The following is a 22,140-nucleotide window of genomic DNA, read 5'->3' as shown; positions in this document are numbered from 1 at the left end:
GCTCAACCCTTCATTCTTTTATGTCGGTTGAGGATCAGTTTGATTGAATAATTGTCTGTCTATCCTTGTCTTATAATTTCCGTTAATATTACTTCCATTCTTTGCATTACCTTTAATTTTAGCTTAGACAATGTTAACTGTTTCTCTAATATATTACGGTAATCTTGTGAATAATTAGGATACAACGATTTTTCATATTCCAAATTTTGTAGTACAAATAAAAGGTTATTATGTAAATCAACCAATTGATTATAGTTATTAATTTTAGAATTCTTATCTGTATTTATTGTAGGATCATTAACATAAATAAAAATATTTTTCCCTTCTGTGATTATATTAACTACTCTTAGTGTTGAATCCCATTCAACAGGTAGTTTTAAAGACTCACTAACAAACCTTACGGGTACCATTGTAGTTGAGTTCATAATTGTAGGTGGGTTGTCTAGAAAAGTCTCCTTCCCATTAACAATTGCTTTATACGAATTAACCTTTAATTGAATAGTTGTATTCCCTTTACTTGCTGTTATGGTTTGGGTTGAGGAATCCCAGGCAACAGTTGCATCTAATGATTCAAATATATTTCTCATCGGTAACATCGTCCTACCATTTATAGCAGTACCACTATCAAAAAATACTACATCTTTGTTAATTGCATGGACATAGCTATTATCCTCTACATAAATCAAAGAGCATAGATAAAATACAAAACTTACAAAAAATAACCGTTTTAGCATGACAATTCTCCTGTTCTATAATTATAATTAATTGTAAGTATAGTTTATTATTAGCGTTAAGAGAATACTTAATTTTCAATTTATGTTTTTTTCTCTAAAAGGTGGTTAAATCCTGATCGTGAAGCTGATATATTTTGAACATAAAAAAAGAGATACTGCTTGCACAATATCCCTTTTCTTTCGTGGAGAACCTATTGCTAAATCATTCATTTTTAATGTTATCTAGATCTAACCATCCCTCAAATATAGAATCGTCCTTTAAATCAAAATAGTATTTTGTGAATCGCGCGAATTCTGTGGAATCGATTTCTTTATAGTTATAAAATTGATAATAACTTTTTAAAAATTGTTCAATGTCTTTGATTTCTTCATTATCATCAAATAAATTCAAGAGCATTGCAGGCGATTTTCCATAGACATATGCACTCATATCAGATTGGTATTGATCAAGTGGTAAATTGACTGGAAGCACTAGGTCTGGATCAATGCTGTAAATCGTATAGGGTTTGCTCAGATTCAATTTTTTAAAGTTGAATAGATTTGTAGCAAATACCGTGAAGCCTTCATCTAACCAGGCATGATGAAAAGGATCATTGGTAATGACCCCGTAAAACCATTGATGAGCAATTTCATGAACCACTGTACTTTTAATCTGCTCAGAACTACTAGGACCACTGTTGTAAATCGTATGGGCTGTTACAATTCCTGGGTACTCCATGCCCATTCCATCTATGATAATATCTAGTTGTTTGAGAGGATACGGCCCCATTATTTCTTCAAAATAATTTATGACAGCTGAAGCCTCGTCTGCTATTTCTTGATATAGTTCCTTTTTATTTTCCTCAAATCCAAATACTCTAATGGCGATGTCTTCGTCTTTTTCCACTAGTATTGGATCTTTTACTAGAGCAACAAATATTTCCTTCACGTTCTCAACTTCAAGTAACCCTTTGTTTGGGCTTGGAAATGCCTCTTGATCAAATGAAGACACCAACGTGTACTTCTGAGGAATGTCATAGGTTAATTTGAAATTGCTGAATGTAGTATGATACGTCTCTCCTCTAAAACGATAATCTTCTTTGTTCCATTGATGGTTTCTATATGTGGCAAGCATCGGATAAAATTGAGCTAAATGATAATTACCATTACTCTTCGTAAATCTTAAGCCCTCTTCAGGCAGAGTGAACTCATAGGAAAAATAAACTTTCATTTCTTGATGAGGTTTCAATTTTTCTTGAAGCTGAATGTTGAGTGTATCTTTTTCAAGGGTGTAAGCTGCCGTTTTTCCATCAATGGTAATGTTATGGAACGCAATGGTAGATGGATGCTCCAGTTCGGGTGAGACAGCTTTTGTAAACATATTAGGTATAAAATAAAATATCAATTGTTCCCAATCATCGGTAGAGAGGTTTTTAACGACAACGGTTGATTCTAGCTGAAATTTCCCGTCATTATCCATCTTAAGTGCCATATCGTATTCACTAAAATTACCAGGGCTTATCGCCTTTGGTATAAATTCTTCTGTATTCACCTTTTGAGCAATAGTAGACGCTTCTTTCCCTTCCTGTTGATTGAACTCACAAGCAACGAGAAAAATACATACTAGTAATAAACCTGTACTCCATAATTTCTTCTTTATAACTTCCGCCCCCAATCCCAACACTATTAGCTACAATAAAAATGGTATATATATAAATTTTATATTATTATCCCAATTTAAACCATATACTTTCGATCTTTCATCTGGAATCTAGTTAATTACTAAGATGAACAAAGAAAGAAGAGCACATATTCGTGGTGATATGCTGCCTATTAGGTAGACAGATGAAAATTAAAAGCTGTTTATATTTTTAGATGTAGTTGTTGATTATGCCGTAATGGGATGACTTTGGTAAGTAACCGACGTCATCTTTTTTAATGTCCATTGCTTTCATGTGTAGTTCTGCTAAGCTTTAAACAGACTATCCTTACTGACAACAAAAAAATCCTGCATGTATATACACACAGGATTTCTTTGTCATCTTTTTAAACTAATCAATTCTATTTAGTACCACTTGCTCCAAATCCAGATGTTCCTCGGATCGTTTGTGATAATTCATCTACTTCTACTAATTGAATGGATGGGACAAATTGAATGACCATTTGGGCGATACGCATAGATTTTTCGACGATAAACGGTTCTTGGCCGTGGTTGATTAAAATAACGCCGATTTCCCCTCTGTAGCCTTCATCAATTGTGCCTGGGCTATTCAGTACGGTTACACTATGCTTTAATGCTAGTCCACTTCTTGGTCGAATTTGGGCTTCCGTTCCTTTAGGTAATTCAATCTGTATACCTGTTTTAATAAGTTTGGCTACGCCTGCTGGTATTTCTACTGCTTCAATGGAGTAGAGATCCATGCCCGCATCACCAGGATTGGCTTGCATTGGTAGTATTGCATCCGCGTGTACTCTTTTGATTTTTACTTCTACGTTCATTGTTCTCCATCCTAACGATTAAAATTAAATGTGTCATCTGTAATTGGCGCTACTTTTGCTTTAGCATAGGTAGCTCCCTTTTGTGAAAAGAAATCATATGTGGAGCCTTCATTACGAATACCGTTCATCACAATCGGATTGACTTCTTCTTCTGGAAACATTGCTTCAAAACCAACATTCATTAAGGCTTTATTAGCATTATATCGTACATAGGCTCTCACTTCAGGTGATAATCCTGTTTCCGCATAAATATCATCCGTATATTTCATTTCATTTTGATATAAATCTAATAATAGCTCATAGCCCCATAAATTGAGCTCTTCTTGTTTTTCTTTTGAAAATTGCTTGAATAGATTTTGAGCAAAAAATCCAACTGCGACACCATGGATGGATTCGTCGCGTAAAATAAGTGAAATAATCTCAGCACTGTTTCGTAGGAAGCCTTGTCCTCCTAAGTACAGCGGGTAGAAAAAGCCAGAATAGAAAAGGAAAGATTCGAGCATAACGGAGGAGAACATCGCTTTCCATAAGCTTTCTGGATCGTTTTCTTCGATACTATTATAAATATCCGCAATTTTATTGGCCTTATATTGTAGAAACTCATTTTTTTTGACCCATTCAAATAACTCATCTATTTCTTCGTTTGTACAAAGCGTTGTAAAAATATAAGAATAGGATTTGGCGTGGATTGCCTCAAATGCATCAAAAACGGTTAGGACAGCCTTCTCTTGTAAATCGTCTGTATAAGCGGCCACACGATTCATCCCTATATTGGTCTGAACTGTATCCAGTAACGTTAATCCCGCGAACACTTTTTTATACGTGTCTTGATGCTCAAAGCTTTTCCACTGTTTGATATCTTTACTGACCGCAATTTCCTCAGGAAACCAAATTTGCTTCCATTGCTGGTCCCAAAATATTTGGGCAAGTTCACTCGTTGCCTTATTCCAATTGACCGCCTCATAAATTATATTTGACATGCTACACACTCCTCTAAGCTTTGTAATCGTTGACGAACATAGTAAACGGACTTAATGCCCTTTACCCATGCATAAATGTATACTTTAGCTAATTGTTCAGTTGTCCAATTATCTGTCACATAAAGCGTCATGGAAATACCTTGGTCAACGTGTTTTTGAGAAGCAGCGTACAAATCAATTAAATCATACGGATTAACATCATATGCCTCTACATATAAATGACTGTTATCATTTGTTAAATGAGGCATTGGATAAATCGTTCTACTATCTGCATAGTCACGAACCTCTACACGCTCAGTACATGGCGCAATAGAAGCCGTACAGCTACGTATGTAGGAAATACTGCCAGTTGGTGCAATAGCCAAACGATAGGAATGGAATAGACCATATTGCATCACATCTTGCTTAAGCGTTTCCCACATGTTTTTCGTAATGATTGGAATATTGCCAAGTGCTTTTAACACAACAGGTGATAGTTCTTCGTCGATTTTATTGACATATTGGTCAAAGTAGCTACCTGATGCATAATCACTGTCCTCAAATCGATAAAAAGTTGCAGCTTTTTCTTTAGCCATTTCCATCGATGATTTGAGTGAATAAAAGTTCATCGCTTCCATAAAACGATCCATGAAAGCAATCGACTCTTTAGAGCCATATAAAATGCCCTCCGTCACAAGATGGCCGTGGAGGTTCATACAACCAAGCCCTACTGAATGCATTAATTGATTGGCTTTTGCAACAGACGGTACATTTTTAATGTGCGTCATTTGCGACACATTTGTTAATAGGTGCATAGCCGTATCGATTAAGGCTTCGAAATCATTGACCTTACTTGCTGCATGAATATCAATCGATCCTAAGTTACAGGATACATCTAATCCATAGTCATTCGGTTGATCTTGATCTGTAATAATGCTTGTTTCTTGAACTTGCAGGATTTCGGTACATAGATTGGACATTTTTACGCGACCGATGTTTTTTAAAGGATGCACTTCATTGACATTATCATCAAAAATTTCAAACGGATAGCCCGATTCAAATTGTGCTTTTTTCACTTCTGTATACAGCCTACGTGCATTCAAACGTTTAATTTTACGAATTTTAGGGTTATCAAGTAGCTCATAGTACATATCTGAAATGGAAATCTCAGACATGCGTTTGCCATATTCTTTGAAAATATCATATGGGCTGAACAAGACAATATCTTTATCACGTTTCATAAGTTCGAAGAAAATACTTGGTATAATTATTCCTGTTGATAATGTTGCGAGGCGAATTTTATCATCGGCATTCGGTTTTTTAGATGAAATAAAATTTTCAATGTCTGCATGGAAAATATTTAAATAGACAACACCAGAGCCATTTCGCTGCCCTAGTTGATTGGAATAACTGAAAGAATTTTCTAACAGTTTAGCAACTGGGATGACACCACTGGCACGATTTAGAATCTCTTTAATAGGGTCACCTAAAGGGCGTAAATCAGTTAAGTTAACTCCAACCCCACCGCCAAGTCTTGATAGCTCTAAGCAATAACCAATATTTTCAGCAATACTATTCATGGAATCATCCATCGATAATTTAAAGCAGCTCACTAATTCACCACGTGCTTTTTTACCACTATTTAATGCTGTTGGTGTAGCAGGCTGATAAGCTTCCATCATTGCCTCGACAGAACGTTCTGCTAGCACCGTATTCCCTTGTGCTAAATACAAGGCGATAATGACAATACGGTCCTCATATTTTTCTAAAATCTCTTCTCCATCACGGCTTTTCATAGCATAGCTATCGTAAAATTTACTTGCACTCATAAAGGATGGGAAGCGGAAATTATAATCATATGCTTTTTTGTACAGCTTCTTAATAAATTCCATTTCATACATGTCGATAAATGCTTTCTCGTAGTAGCCCTCATCAACTAAATAACGGATTTTTTCTTCAATATCAATAAAGTAACGTAAACGCACGTTGACATACTCTAAAAAGTAGCGGCGTGTAGCTTCACGATCCTTTTCTAATTCAAGTAGCCCAGTTGAACTATAACGATTCAGTACGTCATTATTTAGCTTTAAATAGGTTTTCATCTTATTACCCTCGTTTCATAAAACGTTTGTATGGCTTCATAATCTGTTTGATTGCCTCGTAAATCTAATTTTCTTACTAAGGGTACATGATAGGTAGCAGCGATTTTCTCGCCAGCAGCCCCAAATGCGTTGTGCCCAAAGTTACTATTCCCACTGGCAACTACACCTTTACAAAAATCTCTGTTTTTTTCTAAAAAACGTTCCACTTTTGCAGGGATATCGCCTAAGCCATCAGTATAAGTAATTAAAAGATAAGGCTTATTCAATTGTAATTCCTCAGAGAGCTCAACAGACTCTGCCCTTAATTTGGAAACAATATTCCGGACATTTCCTGTACGACTTGCGTAAACGATCATAGAACAATCATCTCAATATGAGAAACTATGTCCTTAACATCTCCTATAAATGTATTATTCATTTCTAAAACAGGCACACTTAAAAAACCTGCATCGATTATTGTTTGTTTAGCTTGTTCATCGTGATCAATGTTGACGATTTCTGCCTCAAGTCCTGCACGTTGTAATTCAGATTTTACCCAAAGGCATTTTGGACAGATTGTTTTCGTATAAAGTTTCATAGAAATCCCTCTTTTCATATAATAAAAAGCTATCTCCTCTAGAGAGATAGCTAAATGGAAACGTTACCATACCAAAAATACTGACGTTCCCATTTCTTAATCCCCGAAGAAATGATTAATTGTTTTATAGAGGCAGGTCTCCTGGCTTTGCTTCATCCTCTGATTCCCTTCCCATGCGAATGCACAGTGGTTGTAATCATTGTCAGCTTCACAGTTGCGGGGACAGCGTCGGAATTGTGCCGAACTTCCCTTTTAAACTACATATAGTAGCACCTATATAAAACGAACACAATATATAGTTGTTGTTCAATAGTTTTAAGTGTACCATCCTTCATATAAAAAGTAAATCTAGATTCTAAACTTCTTTATTTTTTGATTATTCATTATTTTTAATCATAACTTTCGAAGGAATTTCTCCATCTATTATTTATATCTTAATTCATTGTGTATCTAAACTATGTACGAGATTTTCTGTTACTACGGATCTATGAGCATTAAATATAATAGCGTATTTCACATAGAAACAGCCTATATTCTAAAGAATAATAGACTGTTTGACATGTCGAACGTATGGATTACTCGATTTCGACAAATAAGGACAATTCCTTATAAAATTCAGGCGTTGCTGCCGAATTCACTTGAAAATGAGGATTATATTTTGATAAAAGTTTATAGAGAGTAGTTGCGGTTAACAGATTCTGTTCTTGATCGAAAGCCCTGAAACTTTCATAGACCTCCTTCACTTTACCATTTATTGAATGACAAAAAAACTGTTGAACATCTGCATCCTCTAAATAATCCTTTTCCCATCTGTAACATATTAAATTTGTTAGGAAAAACATTTCTAATCCAGGCATTTTTCCAACTTCAATGAGTAATGACATTCCATAATGAAATGCATTTTCCAACCATTTTATGCCGTGGCGATCTTTGTAAAAGCGCATCAACTTTTGTAACCCATGTCCTTGCTCCTTCACTAGATAAGCATGGATATTTGTATGACCAGCAGTTCTTTCCCATTCATCGAGAGAGAATTTATACTTCCTTACCAGTTTCATCCAAAGCTTTTGAAGCTTGTCTTCAGAAAGGTATTGTGTTTGTTGATTCCATCTTAGAAAAATGTCTAAACTTTCTAATACCAAGCCTCTTTCCATTTCAAAATGATCCAATTTTCTATATAAAACTTTTTGATTCATATCTATGTTGTCCATTATGTCTTCAGATTTGTTCATTTTGCATTCCATTTAATTATTCACTTCACTTCAGATTTTTTATCTACTATCATGACATGTCTCGACTAATTCATGCTTGATCGTTAAATAGGCATCATTAATAGATGTATAATCATTTGGGTTTTCTTCTATTAACTTCCTAATATAAAGCTGTAATGGCCTAATATGCTCACCAGAAAGGTTGTTCATAATTTGCTGCTTTAACTGATTTATATAAAATGAAATTGAATGTGATGTCATCTTGTTCACCCCTATTTATTCATAAAAAAAACATCTTGCCCTAATGGGAAGATGCTAGCTATGACTGACATACTTCATAGTTCTTCAACCAATATAAAATAAGTCGTCTATATTGAATAGAGACTCTTTTTTTGGTTGTCGCACTATGAGTATGATGAAGGTAATTCGTCACACTCAACACCCCCTATCCGCGTAGGTTTTGGCTGTACTAGATAAAGGCAGGTCTCCTGGCTTATGATCATCACACATTTTTCCCTTCCCATTACATACATAACAGTGGTTTTTAAAATGTGCTCCCAATTACAGTTGCGGGACAGCGACGGCTTTTCACCGTTCTTCCCTTTTAAACAAATTCTATTGAATTTGTACCTTTATCCTTTTATTCCGTTTTTTATAGTATAACATATCATTCTACGTTCTCTGACAAAACCCTATGAAAATCTACAGAACAACACTTAAGAAACCACCTACCTCTTAACAAGTAGATGGTTTCAGCATTTATTGAGCGAAGATGTCATTGTTCTTACTTCTTTACGGTTTCACTACTGTCTTGAAAGAATTTTTCAAGTATATCATCTGTAAAATCAGCGAATGTTTGATAGATATACTGAGGATTTCGATCCTTATCAATGACGACAGACCTAACCCCTTCATAGAAATCCTCATGATTTAAAAAGTTTTTTGCCAAGATTAAATCAGTCGCAAAGCATTCTTCTACCGTTTTATGTTGAGCATCTATCAGCTGCTTTAATGTAATTTTTAAGGATGATGGAGATTTAGATAGAAGCAACTGCTTTGTTTCTTGTGCAAATTTGCTTGGGTCATTGTCTAAGGATTCGACTATCTTCTCCACTGTATGTTTTGAGAAATGTTGATCGATTTCATTTTGAAGGCTGGCAAGCTCACTGTTTGCTGTTGGTGTACTTGAATAGTCCTCTATTAATTGCTTTAGAGCTGTGCTAGTTTCCACTGTATGCCAGTTCGTTTGTTCAATGCGTGTGAGGAATGCGTGTAAATGATCGCTCGTCATATAGCTATCTGCACCATTAGCAAAGAGAACATCTGCAGCTTGGATGATCGAAGCAGTTAAAGCTAAGTAATATCCTACATAGCCAGGCGCTTTATTTAGAAAATAGGCAGCTCCAACATCAGGAAAGAAGCCAATATTCATTTCTGGCATAGCCCATTTTGTTCGCTCTGTCACAATTCGGTGGCTAGCCCCATACGTTAAACCAACCCCACCTCCCATGACAATGCCATCAAGGCAAGCAATGATAGGCTTTGGGTAGTGATAGATTGCCCTATCTATGTGATATTCTTCCTCAAAAAAGATTTCGGCATTTTGGAAAGCTTCCTGACTGGAGCGAGCTTTATAGAGTGTTTTAATATCACCCCCAGCACAAAAGCCCTTTTCGCCAGCACCTCTTAGAATTATCAAGTGTATTTGATCATTCGCCTGCCATTCCTTTAGTTTCTCACCAATGGGCTTTAGCATTTCTATAGAAAGTGAGTTTAAAGCTTGAGGACGATTCAGCGTAATGCTTGCTGCGCCACCCTCACTGACGGAAAATATTACTTCATTTGTCATAGTAGTTTCCTCCCTTACAAATGTTTAAAGTTGGGCTGTCTTTTGTCAATAAATGCTTGAACGCCTTCTCTAGCATCCGCTGTTAAAAATAACTCAGCAAAGCGTGTTCGTTCTAATTCCAGCCCTTTTTGGAGATGATCCTTCCCACCTTGAATTATACATTCAATTGTACGGGATACACTTGTCATACTTTTGCCCTCAACAAAAGACTGAGCAAGGGCTTTGGCAGTTGGCAGAAGCTCATCTGGCTCCGTCACCACTTGAATAATACCTAGTTGTAGTGCTTCATCAGCACTTAATTGCTTGCTTGTTAAAATTAATTGTAGAGCCTTTGCTTGCGTTGTTATTCTGCTCAGTCGTTGAGTGCCTCCGAATGTCGGCAGTAAGCCAAGCTTTAATTCTGGTAAACCAACAATGGCATTACTTGAAGCAATCCTGAAATGACAGCCTAACGCTAGCTCTAGTCCTCCTCCAAGGGCTGGCCCATTAATAGCAGCAATAACAGGCTTTTTCATGGCTTCAATTTCATCACATAGCGCTTGGCCTGCTTCAGCCATTTGTAATGCTCTATCCTGTTGCCCAAAGGCAGCAACAAATTCCTTTATATCTGCTCCCGCAGCAAAAAATCGTCCAGAGCCGGTCACAATGATGGCTCTCGTCTCTTCATCCTCAGCTAATTCTTTAAAAATGACACGAAGATGTTCAATAGAAGCTGATGACAACGTATTTGCTGGTGGATGATTTAAATGAATAAGCGTGATGGAATCTTCTTTACTAACATTGGCAAATGTATCAACCATGATTTTTCCCTCCTGTTTATGATAATGAACTGATCGATTTTGGATTGTTGATGATCCCTCTTGCAATCTCTCGCTTTTTCATAAAGAGATTCTGATGGAGTGGGATGTTTAAGCGCTGAATATGATCTAACCTTGTTTTTCGCTTTTGTTCATTTGTTTCAGCAGCACAAATAATGTCGATTGTCCTTTTTTCTATTTTACGATAGCCTTCCTGACAAAGAATATCTGTCATCAAATGCTTCATATTGTCACATGCGTTCTTTTCCGTCCGCAGTAAAGAAGCTTCCATAACATAAATATCTTTTGCTATATCAGCTAGCAGACGCATATATTCCTGCTCTTGCTCCAATTGAATCTGTGCGTCAGCAATGACAGCGATGGCTATTTGCATTAAGTACTTGGCAAGACGGATGTATTGCTGATTCTTTTCTGCTGGTTGATATGCTACTGGAGCATTTTCGGTAGATGTTGCTTGTGAATACTTCTTATATAGTAGCTTCGCCATTGTTAAACGGTTGATTTCATTTGTTCCTTCAAAAATACGGCTAATTCTAGCGTCACGATATAAGCGTTCAACCTCGTAGTCTTGCATATAGCCATAGCCACCATGGATTTGTACAGCTTCATCTACAATTTTCCCAAGCACTTCTGAGCAATTGACTTTATTGAGTGCGCATTCCAGAGCGAAATCAGCTATTTTTTGAACCATTGACTCTTTATCCGTAACTTCCATCGCATCATCTATTTCTCCTGCTGTCCTGTATGCAGCACTTTCCGCCCCATAGATGGAGGTTGCCATATCCGCAAGTTTTTCCTGTATCATGGTAAAATGAACGATTGGCTGGTGAAATTGCTTCCGTTCCCTACCATACGTTACAGCTAACTGAAGTGCCTGTTTGGAAGTGCCGATGTTGGAGAAAGCTAGCTTTAAGCGTGCCATGTTCAATATATTCATCGCTACTTTATGGCCTTTTCCAACCTCGCCAAGAACATTTTCCCTCGGCACGACAACATCCTGTAAAATAAGCGTAGCAGTCGAGGAGCCTTTAATGCCCATTTTCTCCTCTTCTTGTCCAATAGATACACCGCTAAATGTACGTTCTACAATGAATGCAGTCATGCCTTCACTCGTTTTCGCAAAAACAACAAAGAGATTTGCTAGCTGTGCATTGGTAATCCATTGCTTTTCACCATTTATTACCCATGCAGAGCCGTCCTCGTTTAAAATGGCATTTGTTTTGGGATGTAGTGCATCTGAGCCTGCGTCTGGCTCCGTCAGAGCGTAAGCGCCAATCCATTCACCTGAAGCTAGCTTTGGTAGGTATTTCAGCTTTTGGGACGCATCGCCAAAATAGACATAGGGCAATGTGCCGACTCCTGCGTGAATATTGTAAGATACACTGAATGAGCTGCCATAGCCCATCCTTTCTGCAACTAACCCGGAAATTTTTTTATTAAGTTCTAGCCCTCCATAGGCCTCGGGTATTTCGATGGCTAGTAAACCAAGATCACCAGCTTTTTGAAATAACCGACGAGTGATGTCATATTGATGCTGCTCAATAGCTGCCATATTAGTAGCGACATCTTGTTTGATGAACAGCTCTGCGGTTTTTGCTATGAGCCCTTCCTCCTCCTGAAAGTCCTCAGGTGTAAAAATGGTCATTTTGTTTTCTAATGTATCCATGCTAGTCCTCCTTGAAAGAAAGAGGAGAAAAGTAAACTTTTCTCCTACTTTATTTCCTCTTTAGGTAAGATGGTTTTCGCCAGTTCACTATCTAAATCTTCAAATTTGTAATAGGAAATGGTTTCATATAATTCACTTCTTGTTTGCATATCCTCAATAGCTTCTTTTTGAGTCCCTGTCTTTTTTATTAAGCCAAACACTTGCTCATAGGCTTTGGCTGCTACTCTCATCGATGTAACGGGATATATAACCATCGAATAGCCCATCTTTTCAAATTCCTTAGCTGTATAATACGGTGTTTGTCCAAATTCAGTCATATTGGCTAATAACGGAGCATCTAGCTCACTGGCAAAATGTTTAAATTCTTTTTCTGTTTGGAGAGCCTCTGGAAAAATGGCATCTGCCCCAGCTGCTACATAAGCTTTAGCTCTTAAAATAGCCTGCTCTAAACCTTCTACAGACCTTGCATCCGTGCGGGCAACAATTACTAACGTAGGAGCTATTTGTTTAATCATTTTTATTTTTTGTATCATTTCCTCTTGAGCAACGAGTGTTTTCCCATTCAAATGACCACATTTTTTGGGAAGATTTTGATCCTCTAGCTGTACAGCAGCTACTCCAGCCTCTACCATTTCACGAGCTGTGCGGGCAACATTTAAGACACCACCAAAGCCAGTATCGATATCCACTAGCAACGGTAAATTAGTCGCACGAATAATTTCGCTCGCACGCTGTGCAACTTCATTTGAATAAATCATGCCTAAATCAGGTAAGCCTCTACTGGCAGTGTAGGCAGCGCCAGAAAGATATAATGCCTCAAAGCCAACTTTTTTAGCCATTAAGCCAGCCATTGCATCATGAGCTCCTGGGATTTGTAAAATCGTTGAACGAGTAATGAGTGTTCGAAATTGTTCAGCCAATTGTTTTTGTGCTATTGCTTCATTTACAATCCACGCCATCTATAAAAACCTCCTAATAATCAATGATGCCTCGGCATATTTACGTCCGAAAGCGGCTGTGATGCAGGTCAGTTAGCCGTTATCTCAAGGATGGGAGGATTTTAGGCTAACATCCTTTATTAACTCCTTCCCGATTCGTGACATTCGCCAGAGGCTTTAATTTCCTGAAAGAAGTTAAACAAATAAATTAACGAATTCATGAACAGCACTATTTTCAAGAAGTGCTTGATCAGCACAAACTTCATTAATCTTGCTGTGTTGTTTTTGAGAATAATGGGTGCTAATGTTTTGCTGGAACTTATCGATGATTTGAGGGAATGCTTCCTCACGACGGAAACGGTGTCCTAAAGGATATTCACATTCAATAAGCTCAGATGATGTGCCATCTTTGTAATAAACTTGAACAGCATTGGCAATCGAACGTTTCTCAGGATCTAGGTAATCAATTGTATATTGGGGTTTTTCCACAACCACCATTTTATTTCTTAAATTATCGATACGTGGATCTGCAGCCACTTCATCTTCATAGTGGTCTGCTGTAATATCACCATAGATAAGCCCTATTGCTGTAATGTATTGAAGACAGTGATCACGATCAGCTGGGTTATTAAGAGGTCCTTCCTTATCGATAATTCGTATAGCGGATTCATGGGTCGTAATTTGAATGCGTTCAATGTCCTGTAAACGATTTTTCACTTCATTGTGTAAATGAACGGCACATTCGGCAGCTGTTTGTGCATGGAATTCAGCTGGATAAGAAACTTTAAATAGAACATTTTCCATCACATAAGATGCTAGTGGTCTAGCAAGCTTTAATTCTTGCTTATTAAAGAGAACATCTTGGAAGCCCCAGCCAGGTGCAGATAAGGCCGTTGCATAGCCCATTTCGCCTTTCACAGCCATCATGGCTAAGTGTACTGCCCTGCTTGTTGCATCACCAGCAGCCCATGATTTTCTAGAACCCGTATTCGGTGCATGGCGATATGTTCGTAGGCTCGAATTATCAATCCAAGCATTTGATAAGGCGTTGACAATTTCCTGACGAGTGCCACCTAATGCCTTTGTCACAACAGCTGTTGTCGCAATTTTGACAAACAGTACATGGTCTAACCCAACACGATTTAAGCTATTTTCTAATGCGAGAATACCTTGTATTTCATGGGCCTGTATCATCATTTCTAATACGTCTTTCATTTTAAGTGGCTCTTTCCCTTCAGCAACACGCACGCGACTCAAATAATCAGCCACAGCTAATATGCCCCCTAAATTATCGGAAGGATGTCCCCATTCAGCCGCAAGCCAAGTGTCGTTGTAATCCAGCCAACGAATCATACAACCGATATTAAAGGCACCTTTTACAGGATCAAGAACATAGGAAGTGCCTGGAACTCGTGTACCATTGGGAACGACTGTGCCTGGTACTACTGGGCCAAGAAGTTTCGTGCATTCAGGATATTGTAAGGCCAAAATGCCACACCCTAATGTATCTAATAATACATAGCGTGCCGTTTCGTATGCTTCTTCACTTGTAATAGTTGTATTTACTACGTAATCCGCAATATCTGTAAGTAATTGATCTGTCTTAGATATGTCATTTGTTTTAATCATCTATATCTTCCTTTCAAGGCATGAATTTGATATACTAGTATGCTGATAGGCATTGGTCAGAATGCCCATCAGCTCTATGGCGAGTTGTTAAAACTTGATTATACCGACAATTCTTCAAGGTTATGACGCTCGCCAATATAATGGACACGAGGTCTAAATAATCGGTTATTGTCATGCTGCTCAATGACGTGAGCACATAAGCCAATTGTTCGTGAGCCAAAAAAGATAGGTGTATAGATTTCAATTGGCAAGCCAAGCATGTAGTATACTGGTGCTGCATAATAATCTAAATTTGGGTACAAGCTCTTTTCTTGTGCCATCACCTTCTCACCAGCTTCACACATGTGATATAAGCGATCATCCCCTTGTGCCAAACATAATTTATGCAATGCCTCTTTCATAATTTGTGCTCTTGGGTCCATCTTTTTCATATAAACACGGTGACCAAAGCCCATAATCTTTTCTTTATTTTGCAGTTTATTTTTCAGCAAGGCTTCAAAGCCTGCTACTGTTTTGGCTTCTAGAAGCATGTACATGACTGCCTCGTTGGCCCCTCCATGTAAATTTCCTTTCAATGATGCGACAGCTCCAGTTAAAGCACCGTACAAATCAGATTGTGTAGAGGCAATAACACGAGCCGTAAACGTTGAATTTGGCATCTCATGCTCACTATATAAAACGAGAGACTGATCAAAAATTTCTTCTTCTAACGCCGTTGGTTTTCTACCAGTAATCATGTAATAAAAATTGGCGCTATAGGAAAGCTGACTATCTGGCTCCACAACATCTTGTCCGTTTAAGACACGATAGCTATTGGCTACGATGTTAGGCATACCGCCTAAAAGTCTATAAGCTCGCGTCAAGTTCATTTCAGTAGAACGATCATTGATGTGCTGATCAAAGCCTGCTAAAACAGAAATTCCAGTTCTCAGTCCATCCATCGCATGTGTTTCATTAGGCAAGAGCTTGAAGATTTGGAAGATCTCTTGCGGAACCTGATAATGTGCTTTTAATTTGTCCTGTAAGTCAGCCTGTTGCTCGGCAGTAGGAATTTCGCCATGCAGTAGCAAGTAGACAATGTCTAAATACGAATATCTTTGTGATAATTCAATCAAGTCGTAGCCTCGAATAACAATTTGACTTCCTACAGTGTCTAAAAAAGATAATTTTGTTTCAGCAGCAATGACCCCATCAAGACCTGGTGAATAAGTTAACTCCATTCAATGACAGCCCCTTTGTTTAATTATTCTTGTAAGCGTTATCATTCCAACGCGAAAGAACAACAAAAAAACAACTTCTACCCCTTTTTAGAAGTTGTTAATCTACAAAAGCATGACAGACCAAATAACAGTGAATTTACAGGAATTCACAAAAATCATGCAGTAGCTAACACCTCCCTATCCTCGTAGGTCAATTGATGCTTATTTTGTGGCAGGTCTCCTGACTTATAATCAACACTTCAATAACACCTTCCCATTTTGACAAACAAAACAGTGGCCTTGTTATCGAGCTCCTAAATACAGTTGCGGGACAGTGTTGGACTCTCACCAACTTCCCTTTTAATCAAATGGAATGAACCCCATTTGAACCACCAAAATTTAGCATATTCAATTTGTCTATTTACCTTAACATAGAGTTTTCAAAACAATCAATATAGGTAAAATTCAGAAAAGACTGATTATAAAAAGCTATTTTTCATTTTTGATTGACTATTCTGCATTTTTGAGCATTATTTTGTACAAAAAAAGATTGTTCATCTATACCAATAAATCCATTTTCAAGGGTTATAAGTAAAATAGAGGTCTTTATAATAAAAAGGCGAATAGATTTTTTATAATATAGAGGAGGAGCACATATGGGCTATATTTCAGAATTAAGGAAACACATCGGTAGTAGACCGATTATCAGTATCGGGGCGACAATTCTTGTAGTCAACGATGATAAGAAAATTCTCTTTCAACATCGTTAAGATACGTTGGATTGGGGATTACCTGGTGGCTCAATGGAACTGAATGAAACGCTAGAAGAAACTGCTACTCGTGAACTTCATGAAGAAACAGGACTGGTAGCGAATGAATTGGACTTGATTGGTGTTTTTTCAGGGCCAGATTATTATTTTCAATATCCAAATGGGGATGAAATCTATACAGTTATTCATCTTTATAGTGCGAAAAATGTCAGTGGTATACTAGAGATGAGGGATGGTGAGAGTTTGAATCTTACCTATTTCAGTAAAAATGAGCTACCAGATTATCTTGAGAAAAGAACAAAAACACGCTTAGACAATCTAGAGGACAAATTGTGGAATTTAGATAGTTCTTTTGCAAAGGATTCTCTTTAAATAACAAAGAGCATGCTTTTTATGAAAACATGCTCTCATCTTAACTATTAGGCTATTACAGTCTAACCTTAACCTCTGTACCGTCTTGTGCCTTGACATCTACTAGCACGAGCCCTTTATAATTTTGTAGTTCCTTGATAATAGGCTTGAGCATTTCTTTGTCAATGAATGGAAAGGAAAAGTCGATTTTTTTTCTGTCGAAGTATGCCTTTGTCCATTTGTTGACACTTTGCTGAATCCATTTGTTGACACTTTGCTGAATCCATTTTGAAGTCAAAATGGAAAGAACAATGGTTAGCACAGCATATGGAACAGGAACGGTAAAGCGAACGTCTTTTGCTTTCACTTTTACATGCATCATAAGTCGCCTCTACTCAATGAAAACTGAAACGGTATCTCCGTTTGCCGATTTTATGTCCACAATTTGTCCATCTAATTCATTTTCGATGGCTTCAAGAAGAAGATTGATATCGATATCTTTCACGTATTTTTCCGATTGCGGAATACTCGCAGCGATACTGTGTCCAGCCATTAACACAGCCTTGACAAGTTTTATAGGCAAATTCACAGTGACATTATCATTTTCAGTGGACACCACACGAACCTTTAACGTTTTATCTAAATACTTCGTTTTTTCCAGAAATTTATTACCTGACTCCTCTTTCTCTTGTAACACTTGAATCAGCTCTGACCCTTTATCAGCATCAATTTTCCCCTCTTGAATCATGGTTAACACTTTAGTAATTTCCTCTTTCATGTAGCATTCCTCCCTATTCGTCTTTTAAGAGCTTTATGGCCTCATCAGTTGTGATTTCGCCATTTTCCAACATGCTTACAATTTTTTTCTCGTCTACTTCATTTTTCTTCTTTTGGACATAGCCAAGGGATGAGATAATGTCATTTAGCTTGCCTCGCACAGTTGGGTACGAAATGCCCAGTTCCTTTTCTACTTCCTTAATATTCCCTCGACATGTTAAAAATACTTCCACAAAATGAAGCTGATCCTGTGATAAGGATGCTAGCTTCGACAATTCAAACTCATTTTCAATCGTCGTTTGACAATGAGAACACTGTAACTTCGTAATTTTTAATGTTTTACTGCAGACAGGACAATTTGTGATTACTTGATAAGCCATAGTGAACTCCTTCCTTTAAGTTAAATTGATTATATACCAAATAATTTAAAAAAGTAAATAATAAAATTAATTTATTCAATGAAAATATCAATAAAGTTAATTACCTGATTAATATTATTAATAAAAAGAAAAACACCATTCTAATGCAAAATGGCGTTTCTTTAATAGATGACTCTTACTAATGTTTGGAGCAAATGAGGTAATCCAACTGGCCTCTATCATTACCAGCCCATACCTCCATGACCATTGTATACGTGTTTTCTATATTATGATCATTTCGTTTTATGTTTTCTTTCTCGCGGGTGTGAAGGCAAAATAGCATGATATAATTGTTGTGAAGCAGGATGCTCATATGCTCCATCCTTGCCAATCTCCTCCACTAGCCGACCATGTTGCATGACAAGGATACGGTCTGACATAAAACGTGTTGCCTGTAAATCATGCGAAATGAAAATGTAAGCAAGCTGTCGCTCTTTTTGAAGTGTTTGTAGTAACTGTATAATCTTCTTCTGTAAAATCATATCAAGACTGCTAATCGCTTCATCTAAGACAATTAATTTTGGCTTTAGCGCAAGAGCTCTAGCGATGTTGACTCGTTGCTGTTGCCCCCCACTAAGCTGCGAAGGATAGTATTGAGCCATTGCCCTCTCTAACTCTACACAGTCTAGTAATTCCCTTACTTTATGTTGTCGCTCTGTTTTACTAAAATCCTCGAAATTCAGAAACGGTTCTTCGAGTATTTCAAAAATCGTCTGCTTCGGATTAAATGAATGATAGCTATTTTGAAAAACTGCCTGTAAATCTCTACGTATTCTTTTTTTATGCTTGCTTGGTGCTTCGTATAAATTGACACCTTGAAAGAGCAACTCCCCGTTTGTTGGTCGTTCGATTCCTAAAATAATACGACCTAATGTGCTTTTTCCTGAACCACTTTGACCGACTATTCCTAGACATTCCCCCTCCTGAAGTGAGAATGACACCTTCTGTAATACGGGAACTTCCTGCTTACGCTGGAATAGAAATGGTCTTTGAGCGTAATGCATATCAATATTTTTCACGTCTAGCAGCGTCATTTTTTCACCTCTAAAATAGCATTCTTGCTTGTAATAGTTTCTTTGTATAGGCATGCTGAGGTGCATCAAAGAAATCATAGACATTCGTTTGCTCAATGATTTTTCCTTGATACATAACAGCCACATCGTCAGCTAGTTCAGCAATAACACCTAAATCATGTGTAACAAGAAGTATGGCAGCTTCTGTTTCTACGCGAATACGATCAAATAGTGTTAATACTTGTTTTTGATTGATCGTATCAAGAGCTGTCGTTGGTTCATCAGCAATATAGAGGGAGGCTTGTAGCGCCAATGATAAGGCAATCATCACTCGCTGTAGCATGCCACCACTCAACTGAAAAGGATAATAATGTAAAAGCTGCTCTGGATTTGGTAAATGCACTTTATGTAAGGCATCAAGAGCTATTTGTCTCATTTCTTTTTTGGTCAGCTTAAAGTGTGCCTTTAATGTTTCTCTGAAATGGCCTTCAATCGTTTGGATACGATCGAAGGCAGCGGATGGATTTTGCAAAATCATCGAAAGATGCCGCCCACGATATGCTCTTAATTGAGTAGCTGAAACATTCATTAAATTTTCCTGCTGATAAAGAACCTCCCCTTGTGTCACCTGTGCGATAGATGGTAATGTTTGCATGATGGCATGGCAAAGCATGGTCTTGCCACTACCACTTTCTCCTATGATTCCTAAGACACGCCCTTTATAGGCTGTCAGATTGATAGTGGATAATACATTTTTCTCCCCAATTTTGACGTTTAAATCTTTCACTTCTAAAACCTTCTCCATAACTTCCCCCTTCACGAATCAAACTTCTTTAAACGATTGGCTAAATGATTAAAGAATAACACCACTAGGACAATGGCAAGCCCAGGATAAAGCATTAAATCGGGATGCTGACGGATATATTGTTTCCCTTCATTTACCATCATGCCCCATTCTGGAATCGGCGACTGCACGCCCAGACCTATAAAGGAAAAGCCAGCGATTTCTAAAATGACTTTCCCGATATCTAACGCCACAATCGTGACAATAGCTGGCAGTATGTTAGGGATATAATGGCGAATGATTAATTTAATGCCTGTAGTGCCAGTAATCCTAGCAGCTTGAATAAAGTCTTTTTCATTCATCCCAATACATAAACTTCGAACCATTCTGGAGTAATAAATAAGCTGTGTAAAAATAAGGGCTATTAAAACATTTTTTAAGCTAGGGCCTAATACACCTAAAAGTCCAAATGCAAGTACCAGTGTCGGAAAAGCTAATAAAACATCACATATTCGAATAAATACCACATCGATTATACCTCTTTTCAACGCTACAAAGGCACCAAGTAGGACAGCTAAAACAATAGCAACGACTTGAATGAAGAGTGCGGATCCTAATGAATAGCGAATACCTAAAAGCATGCGAGAAAAGACGCATCTTCCTAAGTGATCTGTACCGAATGGGTAATCCCAGGAAGGGGCTAAAAATTTCTTAGTTATATCGACAGCTAACGGATCATGTGGCATTAAAATGGGTGCAAACAATCCCAGTAAGACAATGATTACAAGGAGGGATAAGCTAAATAACCCTAGAATAGGATCTCTTCTTTTTCGTAATCGCTTCATGTCAATCTCTCCTGTCCTTCATCATCAGATGAGGGTCCAATAGACGATGCGATACATCTGTGCATAGATTGGTCAACACATAGATCACAGCAATAATCAATACATAGCATTGTACAACGGGGTAATCCCTGTTCGTAATGGATTCGATTAAATACCTACCGAGTCCTGGCCAACTAAAAACTTGCTCCACAATTACAGCTCCACCTAGTAAACTACCGAGCGTCATACCTAATAAGGAAGTCAAAGGTATGGCAGCATTTCGTAACACATGACGTATGAGGATTACAGAATTTTTTAATCCTCTTAGCTGCGCATATTGAACATATTGCTGATGTAATTCTTCCTGGATAGTGGAACGAATAAACTGGATGAACAGACCAATGGTTGGCAAAGCTAGTGCGAAGGCTGGTAAAACTAAATGAGCGAGTGTGCCCTTTCCGTTTGTCGGAAAGAGCCCTAATTTTAAGCTAAATAGATAGAGCAGTAGGAAACCTAACCAAAATGTTGGAATGGATACGCTCAATATGCTAAAGAATCTAATGATTTTATCGATGATGGCATACTTAGACAATGCACTCATAATCCCTAATGGTATACTGAATACTAAAATGAGGACAAATGCGGCAAGAGCTAATTCAATTGTTGCAGGTAATTTCGCGAATAGCTCATGTGCTACTGGTAATTTACTCACAAAGGATGTACCAAAATCTAGCTGTAAAACGCCTTTTCCCCATAGCAAATATTGAAGAACGAAAGGTTTGTCCGTCCCTAGTTCTTCGCGTAATGCCTGAACAGCTTCCTCGGTTGGAGCAACTCTTGCCAATCGTAGGATGACCTCAGCAGGCTCTATCGGTACAAAACGAATAAATACAAAGGTTAGGATGGAAACTCCTAGTAAGACAAACGGCAAAGTCAAAATTCTTTTTAAACAAAACATCCATGTCGATTCATACATGCTGTCACTTCCTACTCACTCCTATGATAAAGAGAGAGCTGTCTGTGCAAGACATACTCTCTCTTT

Annotated in this window: 22 protein-coding genes, 1 pseudogene and 3 riboswitches; of the genes and pseudogenes, 1 reads left to right on the top strand and 22 read right to left on the bottom strand. The window is 37.6% G+C overall.

The annotated features are described in order from the left end of the window. Positions 1-59 precede the first annotated feature (59 nt). The 15 genes from MKY46_RS12015 to mmgD all read right to left on the bottom strand — a co-directional run bounded on the left by MKY46_RS12015 (position 60) and on the right by mmgD (position 16,181). A complete protein-coding gene (locus tag MKY46_RS12015) occupies positions 60-734 on the bottom strand; it encodes a copper amine oxidase N-terminal domain-containing protein (protein WP_330493305.1) in 675 nt (224 codons plus the stop codon). A 202-nt stretch (positions 735-936) separates the two neighbouring features. Then, positions 937-2,394, bottom strand: coding sequence for a M1 family metallopeptidase (locus MKY46_RS12010; protein ID WP_058844403.1), 1,458 nt, complete (start codon positions 2,392-2,394; stop codon positions 937-939). A 380-nt stretch (positions 2,395-2,774) separates the two neighbouring features. After that, complete coding sequence (gene dut, locus MKY46_RS12005) at positions 2,775-3,212, bottom strand: dUTP diphosphatase (protein ID WP_330493306.1); 438 nt, start codon at positions 3,210-3,212, stop codon at positions 2,775-2,777. Between the two features lie 11 nt (positions 3,213-3,223). Then, on the bottom strand, positions 3,224-4,192 hold the full coding sequence (gene nrdF / locus MKY46_RS12000) for a class 1b ribonucleoside-diphosphate reductase subunit beta (protein WP_036126298.1): 969 nt from the start codon (positions 4,190-4,192) through the stop codon (positions 3,224-3,226). Then, positions 4,180-6,273, bottom strand: a complete 2,094-nt coding sequence (gene nrdE / locus MKY46_RS11995; RefSeq protein WP_058844404.1) for a class 1b ribonucleoside-diphosphate reductase subunit alpha — start codon at positions 6,271-6,273, stop codon at positions 4,180-4,182. Before nrdE ends, nrdF begins: the two co-directional genes overlap by 13 nt. Further along, positions 6,270-6,629 carry a class Ib ribonucleoside-diphosphate reductase assembly flavoprotein NrdI gene (nrdI, locus tag MKY46_RS11990; RefSeq protein ID WP_036126304.1) on the bottom strand — a complete coding sequence of 120 codons (360 nt, stop codon included), beginning with the start codon at positions 6,627-6,629 and terminating at the stop codon, positions 6,270-6,272. Before nrdI ends, nrdE begins: the two co-directional genes overlap by 4 nt. After that, the gene (locus MKY46_RS11985; RefSeq protein ID WP_036126306.1) at positions 6,626-6,850 is read right to left on the bottom strand and encodes a glutaredoxin family protein; all 225 of its coding nucleotides are present in this window, start codon (positions 6,848-6,850) and stop codon (positions 6,626-6,628) included. Before MKY46_RS11985 ends, nrdI begins: the two co-directional genes overlap by 4 nt. Before the next feature lie 114 nt (positions 6,851-6,964). Beyond that, a riboswitch (cobalamin riboswitch) is annotated at positions 6,965-7,142 on the bottom strand. A gap of 283 nt (positions 7,143-7,425) precedes the next feature. Then, a complete protein-coding gene (locus MKY46_RS11980) occupies positions 7,426-8,046 on the bottom strand; it encodes a hypothetical protein (protein WP_139149524.1) in 621 nt (206 codons plus the stop codon). A 75-nt stretch (positions 8,047-8,121) separates the two neighbouring features. Further along, positions 8,122-8,322: a hypothetical protein gene (locus MKY46_RS11975; protein WP_036126310.1), complete on the bottom strand. Its 201-nt coding sequence runs from the start codon at positions 8,320-8,322 to the stop codon at positions 8,122-8,124. A 200-nt stretch (positions 8,323-8,522) separates the two neighbouring features. Next, a riboswitch (cobalamin riboswitch) is annotated at positions 8,523-8,710 on the bottom strand. A 135-nt stretch (positions 8,711-8,845) separates the two neighbouring features. After that, positions 8,846-9,910, bottom strand: a complete 1,065-nt coding sequence (locus tag MKY46_RS11970; RefSeq protein WP_036126313.1) for an enoyl-CoA hydratase/isomerase family protein — start codon at positions 9,908-9,910, stop codon at positions 8,846-8,848. A 14-nt stretch (positions 9,911-9,924) separates the two neighbouring features. Then, positions 9,925-10,710: an enoyl-CoA hydratase-related protein gene (locus MKY46_RS11965; RefSeq protein ID WP_036126315.1), complete on the bottom strand. Its 786-nt coding sequence runs from the start codon at positions 10,708-10,710 to the stop codon at positions 9,925-9,927. 16 nt (positions 10,711-10,726) lie between these two features. Then, the gene (locus MKY46_RS11960; RefSeq protein ID WP_036126319.1) at positions 10,727-12,394 is read right to left on the bottom strand and encodes an acyl-CoA dehydrogenase family protein; all 1,668 of its coding nucleotides are present in this window, start codon (positions 12,392-12,394) and stop codon (positions 10,727-10,729) included. A gap of 44 nt (positions 12,395-12,438) precedes the next feature. Further along, complete coding sequence (gene prpB / locus MKY46_RS11955; protein WP_036126321.1) at positions 12,439-13,353, bottom strand: methylisocitrate lyase; 915 nt, start codon at positions 13,351-13,353, stop codon at positions 12,439-12,441. Positions 13,354-13,527: 174 nt separating this feature from the next. Continuing rightward, positions 13,528-14,961 carry a 2-methylcitrate dehydratase gene (gene prpD, locus MKY46_RS11950; RefSeq protein ID WP_036126323.1) on the bottom strand — a complete coding sequence of 478 codons (1,434 nt, stop codon included), beginning with the start codon at positions 14,959-14,961 and terminating at the stop codon, positions 13,528-13,530. A 98-nt stretch (positions 14,962-15,059) separates the two neighbouring features. Continuing rightward, positions 15,060-16,181 (bottom strand): citrate synthase, encoded by a 1,122-nt coding sequence (gene mmgD, locus MKY46_RS11945; RefSeq protein ID WP_036126326.1) that lies wholly within the window; start codon positions 16,179-16,181, stop codon positions 15,060-15,062. Between the two features lie 193 nt (positions 16,182-16,374). Beyond that, positions 16,375-16,569: riboswitch (cobalamin riboswitch) on the bottom strand. Positions 16,570-16,816: 247 nt separating this feature from the next. Between mmgD and MKY46_RS11940 the strand changes: the two are divergent. Further along, positions 16,817-17,302 (top strand): annotated as a pseudogene (locus MKY46_RS11940) (NUDIX hydrolase). Positions 17,303-17,357: 55 nt separating this feature from the next. Here the strand turns inward: MKY46_RS11940 and MKY46_RS11935 are convergent. The 7 genes from MKY46_RS11935 to nikB all read right to left on the bottom strand — a co-directional run bounded on the left by MKY46_RS11935 (position 17,358) and on the right by nikB (position 22,074). Next, positions 17,358-17,663, bottom strand: coding sequence for a hypothetical protein (locus tag MKY46_RS11935; protein WP_340834344.1), 306 nt, complete (start codon positions 17,661-17,663; stop codon positions 17,358-17,360). 9 nt (positions 17,664-17,672) lie between these two features. After that, positions 17,673-18,059 carry an SHOCT-like domain-containing protein gene (locus tag MKY46_RS11930; protein ID WP_036126329.1) on the bottom strand — a complete coding sequence of 129 codons (387 nt, stop codon included), beginning with the start codon at positions 18,057-18,059 and terminating at the stop codon, positions 17,673-17,675. A 13-nt stretch (positions 18,060-18,072) separates the two neighbouring features. Then, positions 18,073-18,438 (bottom strand): DUF2089 domain-containing protein, encoded by a 366-nt coding sequence (locus MKY46_RS11925; protein ID WP_141904351.1) that lies wholly within the window; start codon positions 18,436-18,438, stop codon positions 18,073-18,075. Between the two features lie 272 nt (positions 18,439-18,710). Continuing rightward, positions 18,711-19,511, bottom strand: coding sequence for an ABC transporter ATP-binding protein (locus MKY46_RS11920; protein WP_340834343.1), 801 nt, complete (start codon positions 19,509-19,511; stop codon positions 18,711-18,713). Positions 19,512-19,521: 10 nt separating this feature from the next. Then, entirely contained in the window at positions 19,522-20,295 is a 774-nt protein-coding gene (locus MKY46_RS11915; protein ID WP_036126337.1) for an ABC transporter ATP-binding protein, read from the bottom strand. Between the two features lie 11 nt (positions 20,296-20,306). After that, positions 20,307-21,119, bottom strand: a complete 813-nt coding sequence (locus MKY46_RS11910) for an ABC transporter permease subunit (protein WP_036126340.1) — start codon at positions 21,117-21,119, stop codon at positions 20,307-20,309. Between the two features lies 1 nt (position 21,120). Further along, on the bottom strand, positions 21,121-22,074 hold the full coding sequence (nikB, locus tag MKY46_RS11905; protein ID WP_330493309.1) for a nickel ABC transporter permease: 954 nt from the start codon (positions 22,072-22,074) through the stop codon (positions 21,121-21,123). Positions 22,075-22,140 lie beyond the last annotated feature (66 nt).

It is taken from the genome of Lysinibacillus sp. FSL M8-0355 (assembly GCF_038008985.1).
GTDB classification, from domain to species: Bacteria; Bacillota; Bacilli; order Bacillales_A; family Planococcaceae; genus Lysinibacillus; species Lysinibacillus fusiformis_D.
The sequence above is the reverse complement of the archived record's forward strand: the minus strand, read 5'-3'. Positions and strand labels throughout refer to the sequence as shown.